This is a genomic window from Microbacterium sp. VKM Ac-2870 (genome assembly GCF_015350795.1).
In the GTDB taxonomy this organism is placed as follows: Bacteria; Actinomycetota; Actinomycetes; order Actinomycetales; family Microbacteriaceae; genus Microbacterium.
Map to the genome: position 1 here is coordinate 122,059 of NZ_JADKSH010000005.1, position 23,864 is coordinate 145,922.

Sequence of the window (23,864 nt, forward strand, 5' to 3'; positions counted from 1 at the left end):
AGCCGCCGCGTCGCATTCCCGCGAATGCACACATCGTCGAAAAGGAGATGAGCGCCGAGCGACCGGACGCTCCCACCACCTCTCAGCTGAGGCTGTCGATGAGCTGCTGCACACGAGCCTTGATGTCGTCGCGCACCTCGCGCACGACGTCGACGGGCTGACCGGCCGGGTCGACGAGCTGCCAGTCCTCGTAGCGCTTGCCGGGGAAGATCGGGCACGCGTCCCCGCAGCCCATCGTGATGACGACGTCGGCCTGACGCACGGCATCCGTCGTGAGGATCTGCGGCGTCGCGCCGGCGAGGTCGATCCCCTCCTCGGCCATGACGGCGACCGCGGCGGGGTTGATCCGGTCGCCGGGTTCGCTTCCGGCGGAGAACACGTCGATGCGGTCGCCGGCGAGCGCGCGCAGGTAGCCGGCGGCCATCTGCGAGCGCCCGGCGTTGTGCACGCACACGAAGAGGACGGCGGGCTTGGTCGAGTCGGTCATGGCATTCCTCGTTCGGGTTCAGGCGCGGGTGGAGATGCTCGGGCTGAGCGAGATGAGCGGTGTGGGCGGTGCGCAGCAGGCGCCGCCCAGGGAGGCGCCGGACGCGTCGAAGAGCCCGGCGCCGCCGCACACGCCGGTGTCGGGCAGGACCAGCTCGACGCGCCGGGCGGCCTCGTGGTCGCCCGCCACCTCGGCGACGACGCTGCGCACCTGCTCGTACCCGGTCAGCGCGAGGAAGGTCGGCGCGCGGCCGTACGATTTCGCGCCGACGATGTAGAAGCCCGGCTCGGGGTGGGCGAGGTCGGCGGCGCCGGTGGCGGCGACCGAGCCGCACGAGTGCACGTTGGGATCCACCTCGGCGGCGATGCGGACGGGAGCCTGCAGCGTCGGGTCGAGCTGCAGGCGCAGCTCCGACAGGAACGACAGGTCGGGGCGGAAACCGGTGAGGACGACGACCCGGTCGGCGGCGAGGTGACGGCCATCCTCCGCCACGAGGACGACCCCGTCGCCGTCCGCCGCGACACGTTCCACACGGAACCCCGACGCGAGCGATACCAGTCCGGCCTCCACGAACTCCTTCGCGCGGATGCCGAGGGCTCCGCGCGCGGGCAGCTCGTCTGCCTCACCACCCCTGAAGGCGGTTCCCGCGGTCGCACGGCGCAGCGCCCAGGTCACCGTCGTCGCGGAGTCCCGACGCGCCATCCGCGCCAGCGCCAACACCGCGGTGATGGCGGAATGCCCGGAGCCGACGACGACGGTGTGCCTGCCCTCGAACCCCGAGCGGTCTCGAAAATCGGGGATGCGGTAGGTGAGCCGGTCGGCCGCCGCGCGCTCGCCGAGGGCGGGCAGGCCGTCCGCACCGGCGGGGTTGGGTAAGCCCCAGGTGCCCGAGGCGTCGATGACGGCGCGTGCCGTGAAGCGGTACTCGTCACCCCCGGTCGGCTGGACGTGCACGGTGAAGGGCTGGTCGCCGCGACCGGCATCGACGAGGCGATCGCGCCCCAAGCGGGAGACGCCGACGACGCGTGCGCCAAAGCGAACACGGTCGCCGAGTTCTTCGGCCAGTGGCGCGAGGTAGCGGCCGATCCACTGCGCGCCGGTGGGATAGCCGGTCGACGGCGCCGTCCACCCGGTCTTCTCCAGGAGCCGAGCACCGGCGGCATCGACGATTTCGGACCAGTCCGAGAACAGGCGCACGTGCCCCCACTCGGAAACCGCGGCGGCGGGCGTGTCTCCCGCTTCGAGCACGAGGACCGGCATCCGGCGTTCGATCAGGTGTGCGGCGGCGGCGAGCCCCTGGGGACCGGCGCCGATCACGACGACGGGCAGCGTGTCATCCACCGGACCCCTCCTTCATATCGATGCTTGTCGATGGGTAATGATTCCGCCATCCATCGACAGATGTCAATACGAGGTGCACAATCGAAGGATGCCGACGCTGCTGCCCCTCCTGCCGACCACCTCCGACGAGTGCTGCTCGACCGCGACCGGCAAAGCACTGACGGCGGCGGAAGCGGACACGATCGCCCGCACCTTCAAGGCGCTCGGCGACCCTACGCGGGTGCGCCTGCTGTCGCTGATCGCGGCATCGCAGGGCGGTGAAGCCTGCATCTGCGACCTCACCGAGCCGGTCGGTTTGTCGCAGCCGACCGTCTCTCACCACATGAAACTTCTCGTGGATGCCGGGCTCGCCACGCGTGAGCAGCGCGGCCGCTGGGCCTACTTCCGGGTCGTCACCGACGCCCTCGACCAGGCCGCCAGCGCTCTCCGCCCGTGAGCGTGGTCGACATCCGCCCGATGCGGCCCGGGGACTGGCCGGAGGTCGAGGCGATCTATCGCGAAGGGCTTGCCACGGGCAACGCCAGCTTCGAGGCGGAGCCGCCCGCCTGGGCGGCCTTCGACGCCGGAAGACTGAGCGCCGGTCGGTTGGTCGCCGTCGACGCTGACGGCGCCGTCACGGGCTGGGTCGCGGCATCCCCGGTGTCGACCCGCACGGTGTACCGCGGCGTCGTCGAACACTCTGTGTACGTCGCCGCTCGAGTTCGCGGCGGCGGTGTGGGACGGGCGCTGCTGACCGCGTTCGTCAAGGCGATGGATGCCGCCGGAGCGTGGACCGTGCAGTCGAGCATCTTCCCAGAGAACCACGCGAGCCTCGCCCTTCACGAGCGGGCGGAGTTCCGCCGCGTCGGTCGCCGGGAGCGCATCGCGCTGATGACCTACGGACCGTGGGCGGGTCAGTGGCGCGACACGATCCTGGTCGAACGGCGTCGCCCCGACTGAGCGCCGTGACGCGAGAACCCCGCCCAAACTCTCGTTTGGACGGGGCTCTCTGTGGCGGAAGTGACAGGATTTGAACCTGCGAGGCGAGTTACCCCGCCTACATGGATTCCAGCCATGCTCCTTAGGCCGCTCGGACACACTTCCGCCGACAATCCTATCAGCCGCCGTGTGACGAGCTGACCGTCAGTCGGGGAGCGTGATGCGCCTGGTGGCGGCGCCGAGGTCCCACGGCTCGGTCCAGCCGAGACGATCGAACAGCGCGTCGAGCACCATCGCGGTGAATCCCCACACGAGGTGACCCTGCACCTCGAACGCGGGCCCGCGCCACTCGCGGCCGTCACGCTCGATGACCGTCACCCCGCGGTTTCGCGGATCGAGCAGGTCGGCGACCGGCGCCCGGAACACCGCGGCGGATTCGGCATCGTCGACGACGCGCACGGGAGACGGATGCCGCCACCACCCCAACACGGGGGTGACCAGGTGGCCGGAGAACTCCAGGGGCACGGGCGGCAAGGCGCCCAGCACGTCGACACCGGCGGGATCGAGCCCGGTCTCCTCCTCCGCCTCACGGAGGGCGGCGGCGATGGGCCCGGCATCCCCGGGGTCGAGGCGCCCGCCGGGGAAGGCGACCTGTCCGGGGTGCGCCCGCAACGTCGACGCCCGCTCCAACAGGAGCACATCGAGGTCTCGCGAGACGGCGGCATCCTGCGCGTCATGCGCGCTCGGCTGGGCATCGAGCACGCCGAACAGGATCAGCACGGCGGCCGCCCGCGCGGAGGTGCCGACCGGCAGCTCTCGCAGCTGCACGCCCCACTCCCCGCCATCGCGGGCCAGGGCGGTCAGCTCGGTGCGCGCGCTGGCAGCGCGGGCGGCGGGGTCGGAGGACACCCGTTCAGGCTACGACGTGCCGACCGCTGCGGGGTCGCCAGCCTGGCGCGCGGCCGCGGCTCGGTCAAGGCGATGCCGCTCAGTAGGGTGGATTCTCGTGACCCCGCCTGCGCCGCGGATCGGCATCGTCGTCACGGATGCCGCCGCCTACTCCGACGAAGATCCCGACCACGACACCCCGATCCTGCTCGACGCGCTGCGTCGGCGTGGGGCAGCAGCCGAGGCCGTGGTCTGGCACGACAACGGCGTCGATCTCGCGTCCTTCGACCTGCTGGCGATCCGCTCCCCCTGGGACTATCCGGAGCGCCCGGTCGAGTTCCAGGCGTGGCTCGACCGCGCCGCCGCCGCGACGCGCGTCGTCAACGCCCCCGCGACGATGCGCTGGAACCTCGACAAGCACTACCTGGCCGACCTCGAGCGTGTCGGCATCCGCGTGGTTCCGACCGCGTACGCGACATCGAGCGCTGAGGCACGCGACGCCCTCACGGCCCACCCGCGGGTGGTGGTCAAGCCCGCCGTGTCGGCCGGCGCGCGCGACACGGGGCTGTTCGACGGGGCCGACCCCCGGGCGCTCGCCCTCGCCGAGCGGATCATCGACGGCGGCGGCACGGCGATGATCCAGCCCGAGGTGCCCGAGCTGTCGCGCGGGTGGGAGAAGGCGCTCTACCTGATCGACGGCGTCTTCACCCACGCCATCTCCAAGGGAGCCCTGCTGGAGGTCGGCGGCGGACTGATCGGCGGCGTCTACGAGGAGCATCCCGAACAGGTGCCCGCTCACGACGACGAGGTCGCCTTCGCGACCGAGGTCGTCCGCGCGGTGCAGAGCATCACCGGGGGTGCGCTCCCCCTGTACGCCCGCGTCGACACCGTGCGCTCACGCGCGTACGGCCTCGTGTTGCTCGAAGTGGAACTGGTCGAGCCCGCGCTCAACCTGCACGTCGCCCCTTACGCCATCGACGCCGTCGTCGACGCTCTGCTGCGCGCCGCTGCCGGGCCCGACGCGCCCTAGCGGCGTCGGCGGCCCGTCATCGGGAAGAGCGTCGTCACTAACGGCACGACGGATGCCGCCATCAGCACGACTCCGAAGACCTCGTCCGTGGCGCGCAGCAGGATGCCGCCGATCAGCAGGATGCCGAAGACCACCGCAGACAGCCCCCTCGTCGCGACGCGCTCCAGTCGGTCGAGCCGGCGCTCCAACCGCGACATGTCGACCGAGACCGTGCCCTCCTCGAACCCGGTGATCAGTGCGTCGAGGCGCTGCGGCAGTCGCCACGCCGTCGAGGCGACGGCGCTGATCTGTCCGACCACGTCTTTGACGAGGTTGCCGCCCTCGTCGCGGAGCACCTGACCGGCGAACGGCTCGATGCTCTCCCAGATGTTGAACTCGGCATCGAGCGTGCTGCACACGCCCGACGTGAGGGACATGGCCCGCACGATCAGCAGGAAGTTCTCGGGCAGCTGGAAGGGCAGCGTGCGCACGACGTCGCCGAACTCTTCCGCGAAGTCGCGGAACTCGCGCGGGTCGACCTCCCGCAACTGGGCGAAGCCCATGCCTCCGAACCGGGCGAAGAGCGTCGCGTAGGCCCGTTCGAGGTCGCGGGTGTCGGCACCCGGCAACAGCGCACCGACGTCCAGGATGCCCTGCACGAGGCGCTTGCTGTCGCGCGCCGTGACGGCCAGCAGCACCGTGCGAAGCCCGGCACGCAGGCGGGCATCGACGGTGCCCATCATGCCGAAGTCGATGAAGGTGAGCGTCCACGGGGGCGCCGCGGCATCCGCCGACGCCGGGCGGGGTGTCACGAAGACATTGCCGGGATGGGGATCGGCGTGGAAGAACCCCGTCCGAAACAGCTGCGTGAACATCGTGGTCGCGAACGCGTGAGCGACCTCCGACGGATCGATTCCCGCCGCGCGCAGGGCGGCGACGTCGGAGATCTTGATCGCGGTCACGTCTTCGAGGGTCAGCACTTTGCGCGTCGAACGCTCCCACACGACCTGAGGCACCGCGATCGCCGGATTGCCGGCGGCCTCGTCGGCGAAGCGTTCGGCGTTCTGGGCTTCGTGGAGGTAGTCGATCTCCTCGCGCGAGGTCGCCGCGAACTCCTCCGCCAGCGCGGGCGCATCGACGCGGTCGGACACCAGGCGCACGTGGCTCAACCACCCCGCGACACGGCGGAGGGCCGCGAGGTCGACGTCGACGATCTCATCGATTCCGGGGCGCTGGACCTTCACGACCACGGCGCCGAAACCCGAGAGTGTCGCATCGGCAGGCGTTAGCCGCGCGCGGTGAGCCTGACCCAGGGATGCCGCGGCCACCGGGGTCTCGTCGAACCAGTCGTACGCACGCTCGAGGGGCATCCCGAGCTGCGCCTCCGCGGCCGCGCGGATCTCGGCGAACGGCACCGGCGGAACCTCGTCTTGCAGGCCCTCCAACTCCTTCGTGATCTCCGGCGGCAGCACATCCAGCCGCGACGACATGAACTGTCCGACCTTGATCATGAGTCCGCCCAGATCAACGGCGAGCGCATGGAAGCGGCGGGCGATGCGCTGCATCCGTGCACTGCGGGTGCGCTCCGCCACCCCCCTCAGCCCGACGCGAGGAAGGAACAGGTCGTACCACCACGTCTGGGCCAGCGACAGCGCCGCGAAGCGGAGGATGCGCCGGTAGCGTGCGCGCGAGCCGGAGGGCACTGCCATCAGTGCTGTGCGAGAAGGGCGTAGATGCGACGGCGCGCGTCGTCGAGGATGTCGACGGTCTGCTGCACCTGCTCCGGGGTGCCGGTGCGGCCGACCTGCGCCACCGCCTGCGCGAGCTCGAAGCCCGCCTTCGGCACCGCGCTCATGCGTCCGCCGTCACGCTGACCGGGCGTCTCCCACGGGGCGGGGCGATCGCCGTCGGTGTCGACCTCGGTGCGCCCGGCATCCGTCAGTGCGTAGGTCTTGCGACCGTTCGCCTCCTGCGCGGAGATGAGGCCTTCGTCGGCCAGCATCTGCAGCGTCGGGTACACCGAGCCGGCGCTCGGCTTCCAGGCGCCGCCGCTGCGCTGCTCGATCTCCTGGATGATCTGATAGCCGTGCATGGGCTGCTCGGCGAGCAGCGCGAGGACGGCGGCGCGCACGTCGCCGCGACCCATCCGGGGCGTCGTGCGCTGCTCGAACGACGCACGGAGATTCTCCATTGCGTCCCACATGCCTCCGGGGCCTGCGGCGAAGGGGCCCGAACCGAAGCCGCGCCCGAATCCTGAACCTGCGAATGAACCGTTCATGATGCCTCCCGATGTCGCGCCGACGCTTCGGCGATAGTGAACGATATATCGTTCATCTGTGACTGGGCCGTGAATCGGATGCCGGTGACGGGCCGGATTCCGCCGAGGTCAGCCGAGGTCAGCCGAGGAACTGCAGCGGGTCGAACTCCTCGATCGGGATGACGCGCACGCGCGGCAGGACCGCGTCGAAGGCGTGCACGTCGTACTCGAGGTCGAAGAACTCGAGGCCGGGGATGGCCGCGAACTCGCTGCTGCGAAACTCGTGGAAGCCGATCACGCCGACGCGTCGCTCGTCGCCGACGAGCACCGCCAGGTCGTCGACGAAGTCGCGGTCGTGGCTGACGAGCACGACATCGCCGTCACGCTCACGCAGCGCCCGGAGCGTCCGCTGGATGGCGAGGTCGACGACCTTCGCCTCCGCCCGTCCCGACAGCGGCACCGGCGTGTAGCCGAGGGCAAGCAGCGCCTGGACGAACGGCATCGGCAGATGCGTCGAGGCGTTCAGGAAGAAGAGACCGCGCACCGGCTGCTGCCAGCGCTCCTCGAGAAAGCCCCGCAGCCGGTCCCACCGCGGCCGCTCATCCGGTTGCGGGCGACGACCGAGGATCGACCCGCCGAGTGTGGCGTCGATGTTCTCGCCGTCGACGAGGATCCAGCTGGTCCGGTCCGTCACAGTGCCTCCCTCGGCATCCGCGCCGACCGCGTGCGGTCTGCGCTCCTCGACCGTAGCAGCGCGCGCCGTGCCGTCCGGTCGTCGGGCGTCAGTCTCGACTCGAACGCGCGAAGATGCGACGCAGCACGAAGAAGACGATGACCGCCACCACCAGCACGACGACGAGCTTTCCGACGAAGGCGAGCACGCTGAAGATGATGTTCACGAGCACCCACGCGATCACGATCGCGACGATGACACCGACGACGGTCCACACAGTGCTCTTGGTCATGCCTCCAGCGTAGGGGGATCCGTCGACGCTCACTGCCCCCGCAGCGCCTGGGCGATGGGAGTCGACCCGGCATTGAAACCGATGGTGCGGCCGCGTGTCGCCGGCTCGTCGATCACCGCGGCGATCACGGCCGCAACATCGGCCCGAGAAACCGACGTGCCCGCGTCGGGGTCGACGTCGATCAGTCCGGTGGGCGCGTCGAGAGTGAGCGCCGATGGCGCCACAATCGTGTAGTCCACACCGCTCGCGCGCAGGTGCTCGTCGGCGGCGGCCTTCGCTTCGGCGTATGCGAAGAAGCTGTTGTGGGGATCGACGCCGTGGTCGGGGCCGGCACCGAAGTACGACACCATGACGAAGCGGTCGACGCCCGCTGCGCGCGCCGCATCGATCGTGCGCACTGCCGCGTCGCGGTCGACGGCGTAGGTGCGTGCCGCGTCGCCACCGCCCGCGCCTGCCGACCACACGACGACATCGTTGCCGCTCACGAGGTTGGTGAGCTGGTCGAGATCGAACTGCTCCACGTCGGCGACGAGGGGATCCGCGCCGGTCGCCGCGATGTCCGCCTCGTGGGCGGCGTTGCGGATGATGGCGGTCACGTGGTGTCCGGCTGCGACCAGCAGCGGTTCGAGCAGCAGGGCGACCTTTCCGTGTCCTCCGATAAGCAGGATGCGTGCCATGTCGGTCCTCCGGTCGTCGCCGTTGTCGGGGTCGTGACTCCAGCGTACGCGGCGCGCCTACGCTGGAGTCATGACCACCGCTGCCTCTCTCGTCCTCGTCGCCAACGCTGCAGACGGCTCGCTCTCGACCTTCCGTTTCGCGGATGGCGAGCTCGAACGCATCGCCGTGACCGACGGGCTGACGGGGTGCTCCACGTTCGCCGTCGACGCGCCGCGCGGCCTCGTCTACGCTGCGGTCAAGGGCGAGCCCGCGGCCATCGTGACCCTCTCGCTCGACCGCGAGAGCGGCCGACTCGGCGAACTCTCGCGCAGGGATCTGCCCGACGGAGGCATGAACTATCTCTGGCTCGCCCGGGGCGGCGCTGCGCTGCTCGGTGCCAGCTACGGAGGCGGGTACGGCATCATCAGCCCGGTCGTCGATGGCGCCGTCGAGGCGCCGGTCTCGAAGATCGCGTACCCCAACCTGCACTCGGTGCGCACCAGCGACGACGGCCGCTTCGCCTACTTCGTGTCGCTGGGCGCCGATCTCGTCGCGCAGTACGCGATCGGCGCTGACCTGACGCTCACCCCCCTGGCGACTCCGACGGCCGCAGCTCCGGCCGGCAGCGGCCCGCGCCACCTCCTCCTGAACGCTGCACAGGATGCCGTCTACGTCATGACGGAGTTCTCCGGCGAGGTTCTCCACTACGCGCGCGATACCGAGACCGGCGAGCTCGAGCTGGTGGGCGCGGCATCCGCCTTCGACCGCTCGAAGGACCTCGGCCACAGCGAGTTCGGCGCCGATCCGTTAGCCCACCACTACATCTGGGGCGCCGATCTGCACTGGGGCGCCGACAGCGCCGTGCTGTGGGCGTCGGAGCGCACCGAAAGCACCCTGGCGGCTGTTCCCGTCGCCGGCGACGGCACGGTGGCGGATGCCGAGAGCGTCACCGTGACCGAGCAACAGCCCCGCGGCTTCGCGACCAGCGCCGACGGCCGCTTCCTCGTTGCGGCGGGTGAGAAGTCGACGACCGTATCGCTGTATGCGGTCGACGGCACCCGTCTGAGCCTGCTGCAGCAGGCAGAGACCGGGCGCGGAGCGAACTGGGTGCGCTTCGTCGACTGACGCTGCGGGCTACAGACCCACCATCTCGGCGCTGCGTTCCCACAACCGCGCGGCGAGCACTGGGTCCCCAGCGCGCGGAGACGTCTTCGCGAGGCGGTTGGCGGCGTAGTAGCCGCCGGACTGCCAGTCCAGACCGGGTTTGCCGAGGGCGAGCCAGGCGAGGCGCGCACCGCCGACCTCGACCGCGGTGAGCAACCGGCTCGTCACCGGGTTCGTGTAGACGAAACGCCACGTGCCGTTGGCGCTCGACGCGAAGCTGCTGGCGATGGCGCCGGGGTGGAACGCAGCCGCCGCGATGCCATCTTCGCCCCACCGGCGCACGAGTTCCTTCGTGAACAGGATGTTCTCCAGCTTCGCGTTACCGTAGGCGCTGCTCGACGAGTAGCGGCGCTCGGCGTTGAGGTCGTCGATGTCGAACCGTGAGAAGCGGCGGGCGGCGACGCTCGAGGTCTGCACCACCGAGGCCCCGCTTTCCACAAGGCGCTCCCGCAGAAGGGTGGTCAGCAGGAACGCGGCGAGATGGTTCGTCTGAAACGTCGCCTCGAACCCGTCGACCGTCACGGTGCGCTCACCGAAGATACCGCCGGCGTTGTTGGCGAGCACATCGATGCGCGGGTACGCAGCGAGCAGGTCTGCGGCGAGCGCCCGCACCTGCGCGAGATCGGCGAAGTCCGCCAGGTGGAACGGCGCGCCCAACTCGTCGGCGATCGCCTCCGTGCGCTGCGGGTCGCGTCCCACGATCACCACGCGCTGACCGGCGAGGGCGAGCTGGCGCGCCGCAGCGGCGCCGATACCGCTGCTGGCCCCGGTGATCACGATGGTGCGGGCGTCGACGTCGTCTGTCATGGTTCCTCCGGGTTGGCGAGCGGCGAGGGCTGCGGTGCGCGCGGGGAGTCTACGCCCGCTCCCTTTCACGAGGGACCTGTCGGGCCGCCCCTCTGCAAGACCACGACCCGACAGGGGTAGGGGGGCGTCAGGGCGAAGGGATGCCGCCGTTGACGTTCAGCGTCTCGCCGATGACATAGCTCGACTCCGCCGAAGCCAGGAACACATAGGCCGGGGCGAGCTCCGCCGGCTGACCCATCCGCCCGAGCGGCGTGTCTTCGCCGAAGTGCTCGAGTTTCTCGGGCGGCTGACCGTCCGTCGGCTGCAACGCCGTCCAGATCGGGCCGGGCGCGACCGCGTTGACGCGGATGCCCTTCGGTGCCACCTGCTGGGCCAGTGCCTTGGTGAACGCGTTGATCGTCGCCTTCGTCGATGCGTAGTCGACGAGCACATCCGACGGCTTGTACGCCTGGATGGACGTGGTGTTGATGATCGTGGAGCCGGGGACCAGGTGCGGCAGGGCTGCCTTCGTGATCCAGAACATGGCGTAGACGTTGGTCTTGAAGGTGGCGTCGAACTGGTCGTCACTGAGGGTTTCGAGATCTTCGTTGAACACCTGCTTGCCGCCGTTGTTCACGACGATGTCGAGCCCGCCGAGACCATCGACGGTCTTCTGCACGAGCTCTCGGCAGTACTCGGAGTCCTTCAGATCCCCGGGAAAGGTGAGGGCCGTGACCCCGGCATCCCGGATGAGACCAGCGATGCGCTGCGCATCCTCCTCCTCTTCGGGCAGGTACGACAGGGCCACGTGCGCACCTTCGCGGGCGAAAGCGATCGCCGTAGCGGCGCCTATGCCGGAGTCGCCGCCGGTGATCAGCGCGTGGCGGCCGGCGAGTCGGCCGGCGCCGCGGTAGGTGTCTTCGCCGAGGTCGGGGCGGGGGTCGAGGTCGGCGTCGAGGCCGGGTTCGGGCATCCGCTGCTGCTGCGGCTCGATGTCGGAGTAGAGGGCGGCCGGGTCGGTGAGGGTGTACTGGTCGCGTGTCATCCTGCGAGTCTGTGGCCACTCCGGGATGCGCGCAGGCGGATTGACAGCCCGCGTCGCCGCGTGTTACTTCGCGCGGGCAGCGCCGATGCGAACGTTCGTCCGTCGCGTGTCGTCGCCTTCGGACCGCGGAAGAGAGGCGACGGGAGGTACGACAGCCTGCAACCCGCGGCGGCGCTCCATCAGCGCGTTCACCACCCCGAGCGAGAACACAACGGCGGCGGCCACGGCGGGAACGGTCATCGCGGCGGCGACCGAGACCTGTTCGGCGAGCCAGCCGGTGAACGCCGCCGTCAGCGCCTGAGCGAGGGTGAGAGCGGAACTGAGCAGTGTCATCGTGGTGGCCGAGCGCCCGCGCGGCGCCCGCGCCCCCGCGAGCGAGAACAGCGTCACCAGCGTGGGGCCGACCCCGAGCCCCATCACCAGCAGCCATACGGCGACGGCGCCGAGGTCGGCCGCGGTTGCATAGCCGATGGATGCCGCGGTGAGCACCGCCGCGAACAGAAGCCAGCGGTGGCGGAAGGCGAATCGCGCGGGCAGCAGTACGACGCCGAGGGCAAGCACCGCGGAGCCGATGCCCATGAGGCCGTAGAGCAGTCCCGCCTGCGACTCGTTGCCGGCCGCTTGGGCGAACGCAGTCAGCGAGGTCAGCGCCGAGCCGAAGAACATGCCCACACCGAAGGTCGCGGCGACCAGCACCAGCATCGGTGCGCTCAGAACAGCGCGGAACGCGGCACGCTCGGCCGCGGCCTCCGCACGGCTCTGCAGCATGCGCGCGGTCGGATGCAGTGCGAACGCCAGCACGAAACCGAAGCTCAACGCCGCCGCGATGGCGATCGGCGCCCACGGCGCGATGAGTGCGGCGAAGATGCCCACCAGGAAGGGGCCGATCACGAAGGCGGTCTCGTCGGCGGCCGACTCGTACGACATCAGCCGCGCCGTGGTGCGGGTGCGACGCTCAGGCGAGATGCGTGCGGCGACGATCGCGAGCAGGCGGCTGCGCGACATCGCCGCGGCCTGCGGACCGGTGAGGCCGATGGCCAGTGCGGCGGCGAGCACGACACCGTCCGGCATCCCCTCCGTGACGACGAGCGGAAACAGAGCCAGCAGGAGGCCGTTCGCGAGTCCCACCGGCACCAGCACCCGGCGCTGCCCGTGACGATCGACCAGGTCGCCCATGATCGGACCGGCGATCACGACGCCGATTCCGACAGCGGCGGAGGTGAGTCCGCCGAAGCCGACGGTGCGCGCCTGGGCGACGAGCATCAAGACACCGACGGTCATCATCGCGAACGGCAGGCGCGCCACGAACGCGATCGGCCAGTACGACCATCCGGTGTGGGCGATCAGCGACCGCGCCGCAGCGCGGTTCTGCTTCTCAGGGGCAGCTGAGGGGTGGTGCACGGGATTCCTCCGGGACGTCGGCTCGTTATTCACGTGCCGCCTTGCCCTCCGAACGGATCCGGGGCCGTACTCCTTCCGCAACGTCGCGGATGAGTGGCTGGGTGGAGCAGGTAGATGCACTTCGCGCACCCCGATCAGGGGAACACAGCACTTCAGTGTACCGGACACGAAGGGCTTAGTGGTCTGACCACTCCCGAAAATCGGAGTACCATCGAACCGTCCCCGACCGCCAGCGACAACGGCGCCGCGCCCCGCAGAACGGCGCCCTATGTCTCTCGCCACGTCTTCCCTCTCACGTCCCACCACCCGCACGCATCTCGCGCCCTGGTTGCGGGTGAGCGCCGCGGTGTTCGCCGTCGCCTGGGGCGGCAACGAGTTCACCCCGCTGCTGGTGACCTACCGGCTGGAAGAGCACCTCAGCGCTGTCACCGTGAACGTGCTGCTGGGCGCCTACGTCGTGGGCATCGTTCCCGCGCTCCTCATCGGCGGCCCGCTGTCGGACCGTTACGGGCGGCGCGCGCTCGCCCTTCCGGCCCCCGTGCTCGCTCTGGTGGGATCGGCGGTGCTCGCCGCGGGCGGCGGGTCGACGGCCCAGCTCTTCGTGGGTCGCGTGTTCTCCGGGCTCGCACTGGGCCTCGTGATGGCGGTGGGCACCGCCTGGATCAAGGAGCTGTCACTGCCCCCGTTCGATGCCGCGGCCGACGACGGCGCGGGAGCGCGTCGGGCTGCGCTCGTGCTGACGATCGGCTTCGCCCTCGGCGCGGCGGTGGCCGCCGGCATCGCGCAGTCGGGTACGGCACCGGAAGTGCTGCCCTACGTGGTCAACGTGGCGCTGTGCATCCTCTCGCTCGCCCTCATGTGGTCGGCGCCCGAGACTCGACGACGTGCGACGGCACCGGCCCGCCTCCGCGACGACCTGAAGATCCCCGCCGCGAGCCATCGGCGCTTCGTGTTCGTCGTCGCACCCCTCGCACCCTGGGTGTTCGGCACGGCGGCAAGTGCGTACGCGATCCTCCCGGTGCTGTTCTCGGCGCAGGTGCGCGGCGCGGAGGTGGGTTTCGCGGGCCTGCTCTGCCTCATCGCCCTCGGCTGCGGTGTCGCCGCCCAGAGCGTCGTACGCTCGATCGATCGCGCCGGCAGTGCTCGAACCATCGTCGTGTCCTTCGCCACCACGGCCGTCGGCCTCGCCCTGGCGGCGTGGGCGTCGGTGACAATGCTGTTGCCCGTGGCCATCGTCGCCGCCGCCGCGCTCGGGACGGCATACGGATTCCTCCTGGTCACCGGTCTGCAGGAGGTGCAGCGCATCGCCGGGCCGGACGACCTGGCCGGCCTGACCGCGGTGTACTACTCGCTCAGCTACCTGGGATTCTTCGTTCCGGCCCTGCTCGCCTCACTCAGCCCCATGATCGGCTACCCGATCCTCTTCGCCGTCGGCGGGGCACTGGCGCTCGTGAGCCTCCTGGCCACGTGTGCGGCGCACCGCCGCTACGGAGTACTGCCGATCAGCCCGCGAAGAACGCCGCCGCAACGCGGGTGAGCGCGTGCAGATCGGCCGTACCGGCGAGTTCGCGTGCCGAGTGCATCGAGAGGATCGGAATGCCCACGTCCACGGTGCGGATGCCGAGGCGCGTCGCCGTGATAGGGCCGATCGTCGAGCCGCACGGCACCGCATTGTTCGACACGAACTCCTGCGACACGACGCCCGCGGCGTCGCACCACCCGTGCCAGGCGGCGGCACCGGCGGCATCCGTCGCGTAGCGCTGGTTGGCGTTGATCTTCAGGATCGGACCGCTGCCGAGAACCGGCTGCACAACCGGGTCGTGCTTCTCGGGATAGTTGGGGTGCACGGAGTGGCCCACATCGCTCGACACGCACCAGGATGCCGCGAGCGCGCGCAGCTGCTGATCGCGATCGGCGCCCAGGGCCAGCTGCACCCGCTCGATGACGTCGGAGAGGAAGGGGCCGGCCGCCCCGGAACGCGTCGCGGAACCGACCTCCTCGTGGTCGAACACGGCGAGCATCGGGATCGCGTCCGCGTCGACGCCCGCCCCGGCCAACGCCACCACACCGGCGTGCACCGAGGCGAGATCGTCCAGTCGGCCGCTCGCGAAGAACACATCGTCCTTGCCGAACACGGCGCCGCGCGCGGCATCCGCGGTCACCACGTCATAGCCGCGGATGCGCGCGGCATCCACTCCGGCGACCGTAGCGAGCTCGGCGAGCAGGTCGGCGGATGCGGACTCGCCCAGTCCCCACACGGGCTGGGTCTGGGTCTGCTTGTTCAGGGCGAGGTGGTCATTCGCCTCGCGGTCGAGGTGGATCGCGAGCTGCGGCAGGCGCAGGAGCGCACCGGTCGCGGCGAGCACGGCGGTGCCGTCATCGAGCACGAGGCGGCCGGCGAGGCGCAACTCGCGATCGAGCCAGGAGTTCAGCAACGGTCCGCCGTAGACCTCCACACCGGCCTGCAGCCAGCCCAGCCGCCCCGTGGTGGGTTTCGGCTTCAGCGTGAGCGCGGGCGAATCGCTGTGCGCGCCGAAGATACGAAACGCGGTGCCGGTGCCGGCGCCCCGCGGCACCACCCACGCGACGACGGCCCCATCGCGCACGACGACGTACCGTCCCGCAGCCTGCAGCGGCCAGGTGTCGCCTTCGGAGAGCGCCGTGAATCCGGCATCCACGAGGCGGCGGGCGACCTCCGCGGCGGCGTGGAAACTGGACGGCGAGGCGGCGACGAAGTCGGCGAGGTCCTCGGCGTGGGCGCGGACGGCGGTCGTGTCGGGCATCCTCTCAGCGTAGTTCGCGGGTGTGGGTCACGACGTCCGCCGGCGCGCGCGCAGGCGAACCACACCGTGCGCGAGCAGACGCCAGCCGAGCAGGAACACGGCGAGCACGATGCCGGCCACGATCACGAACGAGACGGCGATCCCCTGGCCCGATGCGACCCGCAGGAGCATGCCGCCGACGAGGGTGACCGCCCACACCGGCAGCGCGGTGCGGACGACCGCCAGCGGCGCCTTCCATCCCTGGGCGATGAGCCAGCCGAGCACGAGAGCGACGAGGAAGGGCCAGGCGGTGGTCGCAAGGCCGGTCCACACCTCGCCGTCGTGGCTGGCCCGGCCGGCGGCGGCGAAGGCCGCGACCAGCACGGCATCGACAGCGAAGCAGATCACGGCGAGGGAGGAACGCGGCATGCGTCCATCCTCCCCCGCCGTGGCGGTATCGCCGTGCGACGACCGCACGGACGCGCTCAGTTGAGCGCGCGCGTTCCCTCGGGGACGACGCCGTCGGCGTACAGGCTCTGCGCAACGTCCTGCAGCGCGGTCAAGGCGACGCGCTGAGTCAGCGGACCGTAGGAGATGCGCGCGACGCCGAGGCGCTCGTACTCCCCCGCCGCCAGCGCGCCGGGAAGACCGATGACGCTCACCTTGCGCTCACCGATGCCCGCGACGAGCTGTGCGGTGGTGTCGGCGTCGAGGATGCCGGGGACGAACACCGCGTCGGCGCCGGCATCGAGGTAGGCGCGGCCACGTGCGATCGCATCGGCGATCGAGTCGGCCAGGGGCCGCTCTCCCCCGCGCACGATGGCATCGGTGCGGGCGTTCAGAGCGAAGGGGATGCCCTCGGCATCCGCCGCCGCGACAGCCGCTGCCACCCGGGCCACCGACTCGTCGAACGGGCGCAGGCGGTCTTCCATGTTCGCCCCCACGATGCCGACGCCGATCGCACGACGAATGGTCTCGCCGGGCCGGTCGTAGCCGTCGTCGAGGTCGGCGCTGACGGGCACCTCACCCGCGGCGGCGACGATGCGCCCCACCATGTCGAGGGTGAGTTCGAGCGGGATCGTGCCGTCGTCGTAGCCGAACGAGGCGGCGATGGAGTGGCCGGCGGTCGCCAGCGCTCGGGTCTCGGGAAGCGCCAGCACGGCCGTGGCCGAGATGACGTCCCAGATGTTCACGACGCGGAGGATCTCGGGGGCGGCGTACAGGTCGCGAAGCTGCTGGGCGCGCGCGGAGGCGGTGTGCTCGGTCATGGTCCCAGCCTGGTGCCCGTGACACGCCGACACCACCCCGGCGCTCGGATTGATCGGGAATGCGGAGTCCGCCGCGCCGCGTTGACCCGGGACATGACAACTGTGGGAATCATCGGAGCAGGACACATCGGCAGCGCCCTCGCGGAGGGGCTGGTCGCTCGCGGCTACGACGTCGTGATCAGCAACTCGCGCGGGCCCGAAACCCTCGAGGGCCTTGTCGCACGCCTCGGCGAGCGCGCCCGCGCGGCCACCCCGGCCGAGGCCGCGGAGGCGGCCGACTGGGCCATCGTCACGGTGCCGCTGAAGGCGCTCGGCGAGGTGCCGTCTGCGCCGCTCGCCGGCAAGATCGTCCTCGACACAAACAACTACTACTGGGAGCGCGACGGACACATCGCGGCTCTGGACGACAAGCAGACCACCACGACCCAGATGGCGCAGGAGCACTTCGCCGACGCGCACGTCGTGAAGGCCTTCAACCACATCCCGGCCGCCGACATCAACACGACGGGCAGCCCGGCCGGAACCGCCGGCCGCCGCGCGCTGGCCATCGCCAGCGACCACGCGGATGCGACAGCGCTCGCGACCGTGGTCTACGACGAGTTCGGCTTCGACACCGTCGACATCGGTTCGGTCGCCGAGAGCTGGCGCGTCGAGCGCGACCAGCCCGCGTACGTCGTCCGCCAGGATGCCGACGAGCTGCGCGCCAACCTGGCTCGCGCCACGCGCTGATCGCCTGACCCTCGAGATCGTCGCCCGTTGACCGTGTTCAGCGGGCGACGATCTCGTTCGCGTTCTCGGCGATCCACCCCATCAGGGGGAGCATCTTCTCGACCAGCTCCTGACCGCGGTCGGTGAGCGCGTACTCGACGCGTGGGGGCACCTCCGGATAGGCCGTCCGCGCCACGAAACCGTCGGCCTCCAGCGTGCGCAGCGTCGAGGCGAGCATCTTTTCGCTGATGCCGTCGACCCCGCGCCGCAACTGGCCCCAGCGCGTCGTGCCTTCGCTCAGGGCGAGCAGGATCAGCACCCCCCACTTGCTCATCACGTGGTCGAGCACCGTGCGGGTGGGACAGTTCTCGGTAAAAACCTGACCGTGCTCCGACCGGATTTCCGCAAGACTCACCATCATGTGGGTACCTTACCCAAAAGTGGGTACCTGCAGCGCGGAATGTGAGGGGATGTCGCGCATGTTCCTGTCGACGGACCCAACGAAAGGACCACTCATGACTATCCTCATCACCGGCGCCAGCGGGCATCTCGGGCACCTCGTCATCCACTCCCTTCTCGAGCGCGGAGCGGCGGCATCCGACATCGTCGCCGGCGCGCGCACCACGTCGAAGCTGGACGATCTCGCCGCGCTCGGCGTGCGCACCGCGCACCTCGACTACGACCAGCCCGAGACGATCGCGGCGGCCCTCGAGGGCGTCGACACCGTGCTGCTGATCTCGGGCTCCGAGCCGGGTCGCCGCTTCCCCGGGCACAAGAACGTCATCGACGCGGCCGTCGCCGCCGGTGGTGTGCAGAAGTTCGTCTACACCAGCGCTGCGAAGGCCACCTCGTTCGAGTGGCCGCTCGGCGCCGAGCACAAGGCCACCGAAGAGGCCCTCGCCGCCAGCGGACTGCCCACCGTGATCCTGCGCAACAACTGGTACACCGAGAACTACCTCGGCGACGTGCAGCGTGCGGCGGACTCCGGCGTGATCGTGGCCTCGGTCGCCGACGGACTCATCGCGCCCGCGCCCCGTGCCGACTACGCCGAAGCCGCCGCTGTCGTCCTGCTCGAAGACGGGCACCTCGGCCAGGTGTATGAGCTCGCCGGCGACGCCAGCATCACCTACGGCGAGCTCGCGGCTGCGGCCGGCGAGGCTCTCGGACGAGAGGTCGCCTACGTGCCCGTGTCGCACGAGGACCACGTCGGCGGAATGCAGGGAGCGGGGCTGGATGCCGCGACCGCCGAATTCGTGGCGAGCATCGACGACGGCATCCGCGGCGGCGTCCTGGCCGACACCGACGGCACGCTGGCGCGCCTGATCGGACACCCGACGACGCCCGTCGTCGAGACCTTCCGCGCCGCCGCCGCGAGCTGATACCGCGAGGCGGTCGGGCGACCCCCTCCGGGGGACTAGGCGGGACGCCCGATCGCCTCCAGCCAGCGCAGCCACAGCTCGCTGAGCGTGGGATACGCGGGCACGGCGTGCCACAGGCGCGCAAGCGGCACCTCACCGACGATCGCGATCGTGGCCGCCTGGAGCATCTCGGCGGTATCGGCGCCGACGAGGGTCGCCCCCACCAGCACGCCGCGCTGGGTGTCGACGACGGCGCGCGCCCTGCCCTGATAGTGCGCCGCGCGCGTACTCGCCCCGGCGATGTGCGACAGGTCCACGTCGACCACGCGGGTCTGCAAGCCGCGATCCGCAGCCGCCCGAGCGGTGAGACCGACGGCCGCGACCTCCGGCGACGTGAAGACCACCTGCGGTACGGCGGTGTGATCGGCGGTGGCGACGTGCGTGCCCCAGGGCTCGTCGTCGACCTCGCCACCACGGGCACGGGCGGCGATGACGTCGCCGGCGGCGCGCGCCTGATACTTGCCCTGGTGCGTCAGCAGCGCCCGGTGGTTGACATCACCGACGGCGTAGAGCCACGCGCTGCCGCGCACCCGCATCGTGTCATCGACGTCGAGCCATGAGCCGGCCTCGATCCCGGCGACCTCCAGCCCGATATCGCTGGTGCGCGGCACGCGTCCGGTCGCGACGAGGATCTCGGATGCCGTCACCTCGCCGTCGGCGAGCGTGACCGTCACCGCTCCCGTGTCGGCGTCGCGCGATACGGCCGTGATCTCGACTCCCGTCCGCACGTCGACGCCGTCGGTGCGCAGGGCGGCGGTGACCGCCTCGCCCGCGAACGACTCCATCCCCCGCAGCAGCTCGGAACGGGCGAGCACAGTCACCGCGCAGCCGAACGACGCATACGCCGTCGCCATCTCGCAGGCCACGACACCGCCGCCGACGATGACGAGCGAATCGGGCACGTGCTGCACAGCGGTCGCATCGCGGGAGGTCCAGGGCGCGGCATCGGCGAGCCCTGGAGTATCGGGCAGCAGCGCGGCCGAACCGGTGCAGACGGCGACGGCGTGGCGCGCGCGCAGAACCGCGGTTTCCGCCCCGTCGCGCGAGACGGTGACTTCGCGCTCGCCACTGAGCCGGCCGTGGCCACGCACGAGAGCGATGCCGGCGCCGTCGAGCCACTCGACCTGCCCGGAGTCGTTCCACTCGTGGACGATCTCGTCGCGGCGGGCGAGCACCGCCGCCACATCGACCGCGCCGGGGCGTTCGGCGAGCGCTCCCGGGGCATCGGCCGCATCTGCCCGCGCGGCGCCCGCGCGCAGCAGCACCTTGGACGGCATACAGGCCCAATAGGAGCATTCGCCGCCGACGAGCTCGGACTCGACGATGGCGACCGCCAGCCCTGCCTGCACGGCACGGTCGGCGACGTTCTCGCCGACGGGACCGGCTCCGATCACGATGAGGTCGTACTCTGCAGCATCCATCCCTCACGCATACCCGACTATGACGTCAGATGCCAGGCCCCGCCCCCGTGTCGGTGGTATGTGGTTGGCTGGAGTATCCGACCCGGAGGACGTATGGCGATCGAGTTCCGCTCCGTCACGAAGCGATTCCCTGACGGCACGACCGCGGTGGACGATTTCAGTCTCGTACTGCCCGCGCACAAGACGACCGTGCTCGTCGGGTCTTCCGGCTGTGGCAAGACGACCCTGCTGCGGATGATCAACCGGCTCATCGAGCCGACCAGCGGGGAGATCACGATCGACGGCGAGTCGATCGGCGATCGCGACCCCGTGCAGCTGCGCCGCGGCATCGGCTACGTGTTGCAGAACGCCGGGCTCCTCCCCCACTTCAGCGTCATCGACAACGTCGCCACCGTGCCGGTGCTGAACGGCGTTCCGAAGAAGCAGGCGCGCGCACGGGCACTCGAGCTGCTCGACATCGTCGGGCTCGATCGCGCCCTCGCCGACCGGTACCCGCGCCAGCTCTCCGGCGGTCAGCAACAGCGGGTCGGGGTGGCGCGCGGGCTTGCCGCCGACCCCAACATCCTGTTGATGGACGAACCGTTCGGCGCGGTCGACCCCATCGTGCGCAAAGAGCTGCAGACCGAGACCAGGCGTCTGCAGCGCGACCTCGACAAGACCGTCGTGTTCGTCACCCACGACATCGATGAGGCGTTCCTCCTCGGCGACCAGGTCGTGATCCTCGAGAAGGGCGCCCACATCGCCCAGGTGGGCACGCCCGACGAGATCATCGAGAACCCCGCCAGCGACTTCGTCGCCGAGTTCGTCGGCGTCGAGCGCGGGTCGCGCGCGCTCAGGCCCAGAAAGACGGCTCACGGCACCGTGCTGGTCGACGCCGCAGGGCGCACCCAGGGCGTGCTGGTCGACGACACGAACGGCGCGATCGGGGCACCGTGAACTGGGTCACCGACAACACCGAGCTCATCTGGGGCCTCACCCTGTCGCACCTGCGACAGAGCAGCATCGCGATCGTCGCGGCCTTCGTCATCGCCGTACCGCTGGGTTGGCTCGCCTGGCGCTACACCCGCCTGCGCGGGTCGGTGCTGACGACGATCGGCCTGCTGTACACGATTCCCTCGCTGGGCCTGTTCGCACTGCTCTGGGCGGTGTTCGGCATCCCCTACCTCTCCGAGAGCAACCTGGTCATCGCGCTCACCGTCTACGGCGTCGCGATCATGACGCGGTCGGTGACCGACGGCCTCGACTCCGTTGAACCGGCCACCCGCGAGGCGGCGGTGGCCGTGGGCTACGGACCGTGGCGACGTTTCTGGACCGTCGACCTGCCGCTGGCGGGGCCCGTGCTGCTGGCCGGGCTGCGGGTCACCTCCACCTCGACGATCGCGCTGGCCACCGTCGGCATCCTCATCGGTGTCGAGAATCTCGGCTATCTGTTCACCAACGGCCTGCAGCGACGCATCCTCCCCGAAGTGGTGACCGGCGTCGCGCTGGTCGTGATCATCGCGCTCGTGCTCGACCTGTTGCTCGTCGCCCTCGGTCGCGTGCTGATGCCTTGGCTCCCGCGCCGCGAGAACAATCGTGCCGACCGACGCGCGCTGCGCCGGTTCGCCGCGGAGGGCGCCGCATGAACCTCTTCCTCGACGCTTTCGCCTGGATCTTCTCGCCGGAACGCCTGACCGGCTCGCTGCCCCTGCCGGAAGCGATCGCGCAACACCTCGCCTTCACCTTCGGCTCCGTGCTGATCGCGGCGCTGATCGCCATTCCCGTCGGCTGGACCATCGGCCACACCGGCCGTGGGCGTGAATTCGCCGTCGCACTGTCGGGGGCGGCACGCGCCATTCCGACCCTCGGTCTCGTCGTGCTGCTGTATCTGCTCGTCGGCGTGGTCTACAAGAGCCAGGCCGCCGTGGTCGCCTTCGTGATCCTCGCGATCCCGTCGATCCTCGCGGGAGCCTATGCCGGCTTCGAAGCGATCGACCGCGCAACGATCTCGGCGGCGCGAGCCGTGGGGATGACGGGGCGACAGGTGCTGTTCAAGGTCGAAGTGCCGCTGGGTCTGCCACTGCTCATCGGCGGCATCCGCTCGGCGACGCTGCAGGTAGTCGCCACGGTCACCATCGCCACCTACGTCGGCCTCGGCGGTCTGGGCTTCTACATCATCCAGGGCATCCAGTTGCGCGACACCGCGCAGATCCTGGGAGCGTCGATCCTCGTGGTCGTGCTCGCCCTCGTCCTCGACGGTGTCTTCGCTCTCCTGGAGCGCATCGTCGTCCCCCGCGGCGTCGTCGCACGCACGGCCCCCGCGGGCCGCACGGCGGCCACGCCCGCGCGACCCGCCGTCGCCTCCTGACCTTCCGCACACAGCATCCAACGAAAGGCACCCCTCATGTCCACACTGCGCACCTCCCGCCTCGGCGCGCGGCTCGCGCTCGCGGCGACCGCCGTGACCGTGACCGCCCTCGCCCTCACCGGCTGCGGCTCGAGCGGTTCGCTCGAGCAGCCCGCCGCGACCGGCGGCGCGTCCGGCTCGGCAACCACCATCACGGTGGGCTCGCAGGCCTACTACTCGAACGAGGTCATCGCCGAGATCTACGCCCAGGCGCTCGAGGGCGCCGGGTTCACGGTCGACCGCAAGTTCAACATCGGCCAGCGCGACGCCATCATCCCCTCGCTGCAGAACGGCACCGTCCAGCTCACCCCCGAGTACACGGGCAACCTGCTGCAGTTCTTCGACAAGACCACGACGGCCACGACGACCGAAGACGTCTACGCCGCGTTGAAGAAGGCGCTGCCCGAGGGCTTGAGCGTGCTCGACCAGGCGTCGGCGACCGACCAGGACTCGTACAACGTCACGGCGGCTTTCGCGGCGGAGCACAACCTCAAGACGATCGCGGATCTGGCCAACGTGCCGAACCTCGTGCTGGGCGGCGCCCCCGAGCTCGAGCAGCGCCCCTACGGCCCGACGGGCCTGAAGGACACCTACGGCGTCAACGTCACCTTCAGCGCGACGGCCGACACGACGGTCGACGAACTGGTCGCCGGTCGCATCCAGCTCGCCGATGTCTACAGCGCCGAGCCCGACATCAAGACGAAGAACTTCGTCACGCTCGAAGACCCCAAGGGGCTGTTCCTGGCCTCTCATGTCGTGCCCCTCGTGAGCAGCTCGTTCCCGGCCGACGCCGCCGACGTGATCAACGCGGTCGACGCGAAGCTCACCCCCGAGGGTCTCGTCGCCCTCAACGTCGAATCGAAGGTCGACCAGAAGTCGTCCAAGGACATCGCGGCCGCGTGGCTGAAGGCCAACGGCCTGAGCTGACCCGCGAAAGCGGCGATTCGACGCATCGCTGCGCTCCTCGCTCAACGACCGGGGCG

Annotated in this window: 27 protein-coding genes and 1 tRNA gene; 11 read left to right on the forward strand and 17 right to left on the reverse strand. The window is 70.4% G+C overall.

Annotated features, from left to right (window positions below; genetic code table 11):
* Positions 1-82 precede the first annotated feature (82 nt).
* Both ITJ43_RS12635 and ITJ43_RS12640 read right to left on the reverse strand, forming a co-directional pair.
* Positions 83-487 carry an arsenate reductase ArsC gene (locus ITJ43_RS12635; RefSeq protein ID WP_194584204.1) on the reverse strand — a complete coding sequence of 135 codons (405 nt, stop codon included), beginning with the start codon at positions 485-487 and terminating at the stop codon, positions 83-85.
* Positions 488-505: 18 nt separating this feature from the next.
* Complete coding sequence (locus ITJ43_RS12640; RefSeq protein WP_194584205.1) at positions 506-1,828, reverse strand: NAD(P)-binding domain-containing protein; 1,323 nt, start codon at positions 1,826-1,828, stop codon at positions 506-508.
* A gap of 88 nt (positions 1,829-1,916) precedes the next feature.
* Here ITJ43_RS12640 and ITJ43_RS12645 point away from each other — a divergent pair, with 88 nt between their 5' ends.
* Both ITJ43_RS12645 and ITJ43_RS12650 read left to right on the forward strand, forming a co-directional pair.
* Positions 1,917-2,264, forward strand: coding sequence for an ArsR/SmtB family transcription factor (locus tag ITJ43_RS12645; RefSeq protein WP_194584206.1), 348 nt, complete (start codon positions 1,917-1,919; stop codon positions 2,262-2,264).
* Complete coding sequence (locus ITJ43_RS12650; protein WP_323741224.1) at positions 2,261-2,767, forward strand: GNAT family N-acetyltransferase; 507 nt, start codon at positions 2,261-2,263, stop codon at positions 2,765-2,767. The genes ITJ43_RS12645 and ITJ43_RS12650 overlap by 4 nt, the downstream gene beginning before the upstream one ends.
* A 52-nt stretch (positions 2,768-2,819) precedes the next feature.
* On the opposite strand, the gene ITJ43_RS12655 is transcribed toward ITJ43_RS12650, so the two are convergent.
* Positions 2,820-2,911 (reverse strand) — tRNA-Ser (locus ITJ43_RS12655).
* 39 nt (positions 2,912-2,950) lie between these two features.
* A complete protein-coding gene (locus ITJ43_RS12660) occupies positions 2,951-3,655 on the reverse strand; it encodes an NUDIX hydrolase (protein ID WP_194584207.1) in 705 nt (234 codons plus the stop codon).
* A gap of 97 nt (positions 3,656-3,752) precedes the next feature.
* Between ITJ43_RS12660 and ITJ43_RS12665 the strand changes: the two genes are divergently transcribed.
* Positions 3,753-4,664: an ATP-grasp domain-containing protein gene (locus ITJ43_RS12665; RefSeq protein ID WP_194584208.1), complete on the forward strand. Its 912-nt coding sequence runs from the start codon at positions 3,753-3,755 to the stop codon at positions 4,662-4,664.
* On the opposite strand, the gene ITJ43_RS12670 is transcribed toward ITJ43_RS12665, so the two are convergent.
* The 5 genes from ITJ43_RS12670 to ITJ43_RS12690 all read right to left on the reverse strand — a co-directional run bounded on the left by ITJ43_RS12670 (position 4,661) and on the right by ITJ43_RS12690 (position 8,542).
* Positions 4,661-6,352, reverse strand: a complete 1,692-nt coding sequence (locus tag ITJ43_RS12670; protein ID WP_194584209.1) for an ABC1 kinase family protein — start codon at positions 6,350-6,352, stop codon at positions 4,661-4,663. The genes ITJ43_RS12665 and ITJ43_RS12670 overlap by 4 nt on opposite strands.
* Complete coding sequence (locus tag ITJ43_RS12675) at positions 6,352-6,921, reverse strand: PadR family transcriptional regulator (RefSeq protein WP_194584210.1); 570 nt, start codon at positions 6,919-6,921, stop codon at positions 6,352-6,354. Before ITJ43_RS12675 ends, ITJ43_RS12670 begins: the two co-directional genes overlap by 1 nt.
* A gap of 118 nt (positions 6,922-7,039) precedes the next feature.
* Complete coding sequence (locus tag ITJ43_RS12680) at positions 7,040-7,594, reverse strand: NYN domain-containing protein (protein WP_194584211.1); 555 nt, start codon at positions 7,592-7,594, stop codon at positions 7,040-7,042.
* Positions 7,595-7,682: 88 nt separating this feature from the next.
* The gene (locus ITJ43_RS12685) at positions 7,683-7,865 is read right to left on the reverse strand and encodes a hypothetical protein (RefSeq protein ID WP_194584212.1); all 183 of its coding nucleotides are present in this window, start codon (positions 7,863-7,865) and stop codon (positions 7,683-7,685) included.
* 29 nt (positions 7,866-7,894) lie between these two features.
* A complete protein-coding gene (locus ITJ43_RS12690; RefSeq protein ID WP_194584213.1) occupies positions 7,895-8,542 on the reverse strand; it encodes an NAD(P)H-binding protein in 648 nt (215 codons plus the stop codon).
* Positions 8,543-8,612: 70 nt separating this feature from the next.
* On the opposite strand from ITJ43_RS12690, the gene ITJ43_RS12695 reads away from it, so the two are divergent.
* Positions 8,613-9,647: a lactonase family protein gene (locus ITJ43_RS12695; protein ID WP_194584214.1), complete on the forward strand. Its 1,035-nt coding sequence runs from the start codon at positions 8,613-8,615 to the stop codon at positions 9,645-9,647.
* 9 nt (positions 9,648-9,656) lie between these two features.
* Here ITJ43_RS12695 and ITJ43_RS12700 read toward each other — a convergent pair whose 3' ends face one another.
* The 3 genes from ITJ43_RS12700 to ITJ43_RS12710 all read right to left on the reverse strand — a co-directional run bounded on the left by ITJ43_RS12700 (position 9,657) and on the right by ITJ43_RS12710 (position 12,918).
* Positions 9,657-10,493 carry an SDR family NAD(P)-dependent oxidoreductase gene (locus ITJ43_RS12700; RefSeq protein ID WP_194584215.1) on the reverse strand — a complete coding sequence of 279 codons (837 nt, stop codon included), beginning with the start codon at positions 10,491-10,493 and terminating at the stop codon, positions 9,657-9,659.
* 127 nt (positions 10,494-10,620) lie between these two features.
* Positions 10,621-11,517 carry an SDR family oxidoreductase gene (locus ITJ43_RS12705; RefSeq protein WP_194584216.1) on the reverse strand — a complete coding sequence of 299 codons (897 nt, stop codon included), beginning with the start codon at positions 11,515-11,517 and terminating at the stop codon, positions 10,621-10,623.
* A gap of 63 nt (positions 11,518-11,580) precedes the next feature.
* Positions 11,581-12,918, reverse strand: coding sequence for an MFS transporter (locus ITJ43_RS12710; protein WP_194584217.1), 1,338 nt, complete (start codon positions 12,916-12,918; stop codon positions 11,581-11,583).
* A gap of 268 nt (positions 12,919-13,186) precedes the next feature.
* Between ITJ43_RS12710 and ITJ43_RS12715 the strand changes: the two genes are divergently transcribed.
* A complete protein-coding gene (locus tag ITJ43_RS12715; protein WP_194584218.1) occupies positions 13,187-14,455 on the forward strand; it encodes an MFS transporter in 1,269 nt (422 codons plus the stop codon).
* Here the strand turns inward: ITJ43_RS12715 and ITJ43_RS12720 are convergent.
* From ITJ43_RS12720 to ITJ43_RS12730, 3 genes are read right to left on the reverse strand one after another with little or no spacing between them, the layout of a single operon-like run.
* Positions 14,421-15,701 (reverse strand): M18 family aminopeptidase, encoded by a 1,281-nt coding sequence (locus ITJ43_RS12720; RefSeq protein WP_194584219.1) that lies wholly within the window; start codon positions 15,699-15,701, stop codon positions 14,421-14,423. The genes ITJ43_RS12715 and ITJ43_RS12720 overlap by 35 nt on opposite strands.
* A gap of 27 nt (positions 15,702-15,728) precedes the next feature.
* A complete protein-coding gene (locus tag ITJ43_RS12725; RefSeq protein WP_194584220.1) occupies positions 15,729-16,109 on the reverse strand; it encodes a DUF3054 domain-containing protein in 381 nt (126 codons plus the stop codon).
* A gap of 56 nt (positions 16,110-16,165) precedes the next feature.
* Positions 16,166-16,948 (reverse strand): isocitrate lyase/PEP mutase family protein, encoded by a 783-nt coding sequence (locus ITJ43_RS12730; RefSeq protein ID WP_194584221.1) that lies wholly within the window; start codon positions 16,946-16,948, stop codon positions 16,166-16,168.
* 93 nt (positions 16,949-17,041) lie between these two features.
* Here ITJ43_RS12730 and ITJ43_RS12735 point away from each other — a divergent pair, with 93 nt between their 5' ends.
* Positions 17,042-17,677 carry an NADPH-dependent F420 reductase gene (locus tag ITJ43_RS12735; protein WP_194584222.1) on the forward strand — a complete coding sequence of 212 codons (636 nt, stop codon included), beginning with the start codon at positions 17,042-17,044 and terminating at the stop codon, positions 17,675-17,677.
* Between the two features lie 37 nt (positions 17,678-17,714).
* Here ITJ43_RS12735 and ITJ43_RS12740 read toward each other — a convergent pair whose 3' ends face one another.
* A complete protein-coding gene (locus tag ITJ43_RS12740) occupies positions 17,715-18,077 on the reverse strand; it encodes a winged helix-turn-helix transcriptional regulator (RefSeq protein WP_194584223.1) in 363 nt (120 codons plus the stop codon).
* A 94-nt stretch (positions 18,078-18,171) separates the two neighbouring features.
* Here ITJ43_RS12740 and ITJ43_RS12745 point away from each other — a divergent pair, with 94 nt between their 5' ends.
* The gene (locus ITJ43_RS12745; protein WP_194584224.1) at positions 18,172-19,035 is read left to right on the forward strand and encodes an SDR family oxidoreductase; all 864 of its coding nucleotides are present in this window, start codon (positions 18,172-18,174) and stop codon (positions 19,033-19,035) included.
* A 35-nt stretch (positions 19,036-19,070) separates the two neighbouring features.
* Here ITJ43_RS12745 and ITJ43_RS12750 read toward each other — a convergent pair whose 3' ends face one another.
* Positions 19,071-20,495 carry a dihydrolipoyl dehydrogenase family protein gene (locus tag ITJ43_RS12750; protein ID WP_194584225.1) on the reverse strand — a complete coding sequence of 475 codons (1,425 nt, stop codon included), beginning with the start codon at positions 20,493-20,495 and terminating at the stop codon, positions 19,071-19,073.
* A 93-nt stretch (positions 20,496-20,588) separates the two neighbouring features.
* Between ITJ43_RS12750 and ITJ43_RS12755 the strand changes: the two genes are divergently transcribed.
* The 4 genes from ITJ43_RS12755 to ITJ43_RS12770 are packed head-to-tail and all read left to right on the forward strand — an operon-like array spanning position 20,589 to position 23,808.
* The gene (locus ITJ43_RS12755) at positions 20,589-21,431 is read left to right on the forward strand and encodes an ABC transporter ATP-binding protein (RefSeq protein WP_194584226.1); all 843 of its coding nucleotides are present in this window, start codon (positions 20,589-20,591) and stop codon (positions 21,429-21,431) included.
* On the forward strand, positions 21,428-22,120 hold the full coding sequence (locus ITJ43_RS12760; RefSeq protein WP_194584227.1) for an ABC transporter permease: 693 nt from the start codon (positions 21,428-21,430) through the stop codon (positions 22,118-22,120). Before ITJ43_RS12755 ends, ITJ43_RS12760 begins: the two co-directional genes overlap by 4 nt.
* The gene (locus ITJ43_RS12765; RefSeq protein ID WP_194584228.1) at positions 22,117-22,842 is read left to right on the forward strand and encodes an ABC transporter permease; all 726 of its coding nucleotides are present in this window, start codon (positions 22,117-22,119) and stop codon (positions 22,840-22,842) included. Before ITJ43_RS12760 ends, ITJ43_RS12765 begins: the two co-directional genes overlap by 4 nt.
* A 36-nt stretch (positions 22,843-22,878) precedes the next feature.
* Complete coding sequence (locus ITJ43_RS12770) at positions 22,879-23,808, forward strand: ABC transporter substrate-binding protein (protein ID WP_194584229.1); 930 nt, start codon at positions 22,879-22,881, stop codon at positions 23,806-23,808.
* Positions 23,809-23,864: the final 56 nt, after the last annotated feature.

Bases quoted from the DNA above. Each gene is read 5' to 3' on its own strand.
- ITJ43_RS12635 (WP_194584204.1), bottom strand. From the start codon at position 487: ATGACCGACTCGACCAAGCCCGCCGTCCTCTTCGTGTGCGTGCACAAC.
- ITJ43_RS12645 (WP_194584206.1), top strand. From the start codon at position 1,917: ATGCCGACGCTGCTGCCCCTCCTGCCGACCACCTCCGACGAGTGCTGC.
- ITJ43_RS12670 (WP_194584209.1), bottom strand. From the start codon at position 6,352: ATGGCAGTGCCCTCCGGCTCGCGCGCACGCTACCGGCGCATCCTCCGC.
- ITJ43_RS12675 (WP_194584210.1), bottom strand. From the start codon at position 6,921: ATGAACGGTTCATTCGCAGGTTCAGGATTCGGGCGCGGCTTCGGTTCG.
- ITJ43_RS12685 (WP_194584212.1), bottom strand. From the start codon at position 7,865: ATGACCAAGAGCACTGTGTGGACCGTCGTCGGTGTCATCGTCGCGATC.
- ITJ43_RS12690 (WP_194584213.1), bottom strand. From the start codon at position 8,542: ATGGCACGCATCCTGCTTATCGGAGGACACGGAAAGGTCGCCCTGCTG.
- ITJ43_RS12695 (WP_194584214.1), top strand. From the start codon at position 8,613: ATGACCACCGCTGCCTCTCTCGTCCTCGTCGCCAACGCTGCAGACGGC.
- ITJ43_RS12700 (WP_194584215.1), bottom strand. From the start codon at position 10,493: ATGACAGACGACGTCGACGCCCGCACCATCGTGATCACCGGGGCCAGC.
- ITJ43_RS12705 (WP_194584216.1), bottom strand. From the start codon at position 11,517: ATGACACGCGACCAGTACACCCTCACCGACCCGGCCGCCCTCTACTCC.
- ITJ43_RS12715 (WP_194584218.1), top strand. From the start codon at position 13,187: ATGTCTCTCGCCACGTCTTCCCTCTCACGTCCCACCACCCGCACGCAT.
- ITJ43_RS12720 (WP_194584219.1), bottom strand. From the start codon at position 15,701: ATGCCCGACACGACCGCCGTCCGCGCCCACGCCGAGGACCTCGCCGAC.
- ITJ43_RS12725 (WP_194584220.1), bottom strand. From the start codon at position 16,109: ATGCCGCGTTCCTCCCTCGCCGTGATCTGCTTCGCTGTCGATGCCGTG.
- ITJ43_RS12730 (WP_194584221.1), bottom strand. From the start codon at position 16,948: ATGACCGAGCACACCGCCTCCGCGCGCGCCCAGCAGCTTCGCGACCTG.
- ITJ43_RS12735 (WP_194584222.1), top strand. From the start codon at position 17,042: ATGACAACTGTGGGAATCATCGGAGCAGGACACATCGGCAGCGCCCTC.
- ITJ43_RS12740 (WP_194584223.1), bottom strand. From the start codon at position 18,077: ATGATGGTGAGTCTTGCGGAAATCCGGTCGGAGCACGGTCAGGTTTTT.
- ITJ43_RS12745 (WP_194584224.1), top strand. From the start codon at position 18,172: ATGACTATCCTCATCACCGGCGCCAGCGGGCATCTCGGGCACCTCGTC.
- ITJ43_RS12750 (WP_194584225.1), bottom strand. From the start codon at position 20,495: ATGGATGCTGCAGAGTACGACCTCATCGTGATCGGAGCCGGTCCCGTC.
- ITJ43_RS12755 (WP_194584226.1), top strand. From the start codon at position 20,589: ATGGCGATCGAGTTCCGCTCCGTCACGAAGCGATTCCCTGACGGCACG.
- ITJ43_RS12765 (WP_194584228.1), top strand. From the start codon at position 22,117: ATGAACCTCTTCCTCGACGCTTTCGCCTGGATCTTCTCGCCGGAACGC.
- ITJ43_RS12770 (WP_194584229.1), top strand. From the start codon at position 22,879: ATGTCCACACTGCGCACCTCCCGCCTCGGCGCGCGGCTCGCGCTCGCG.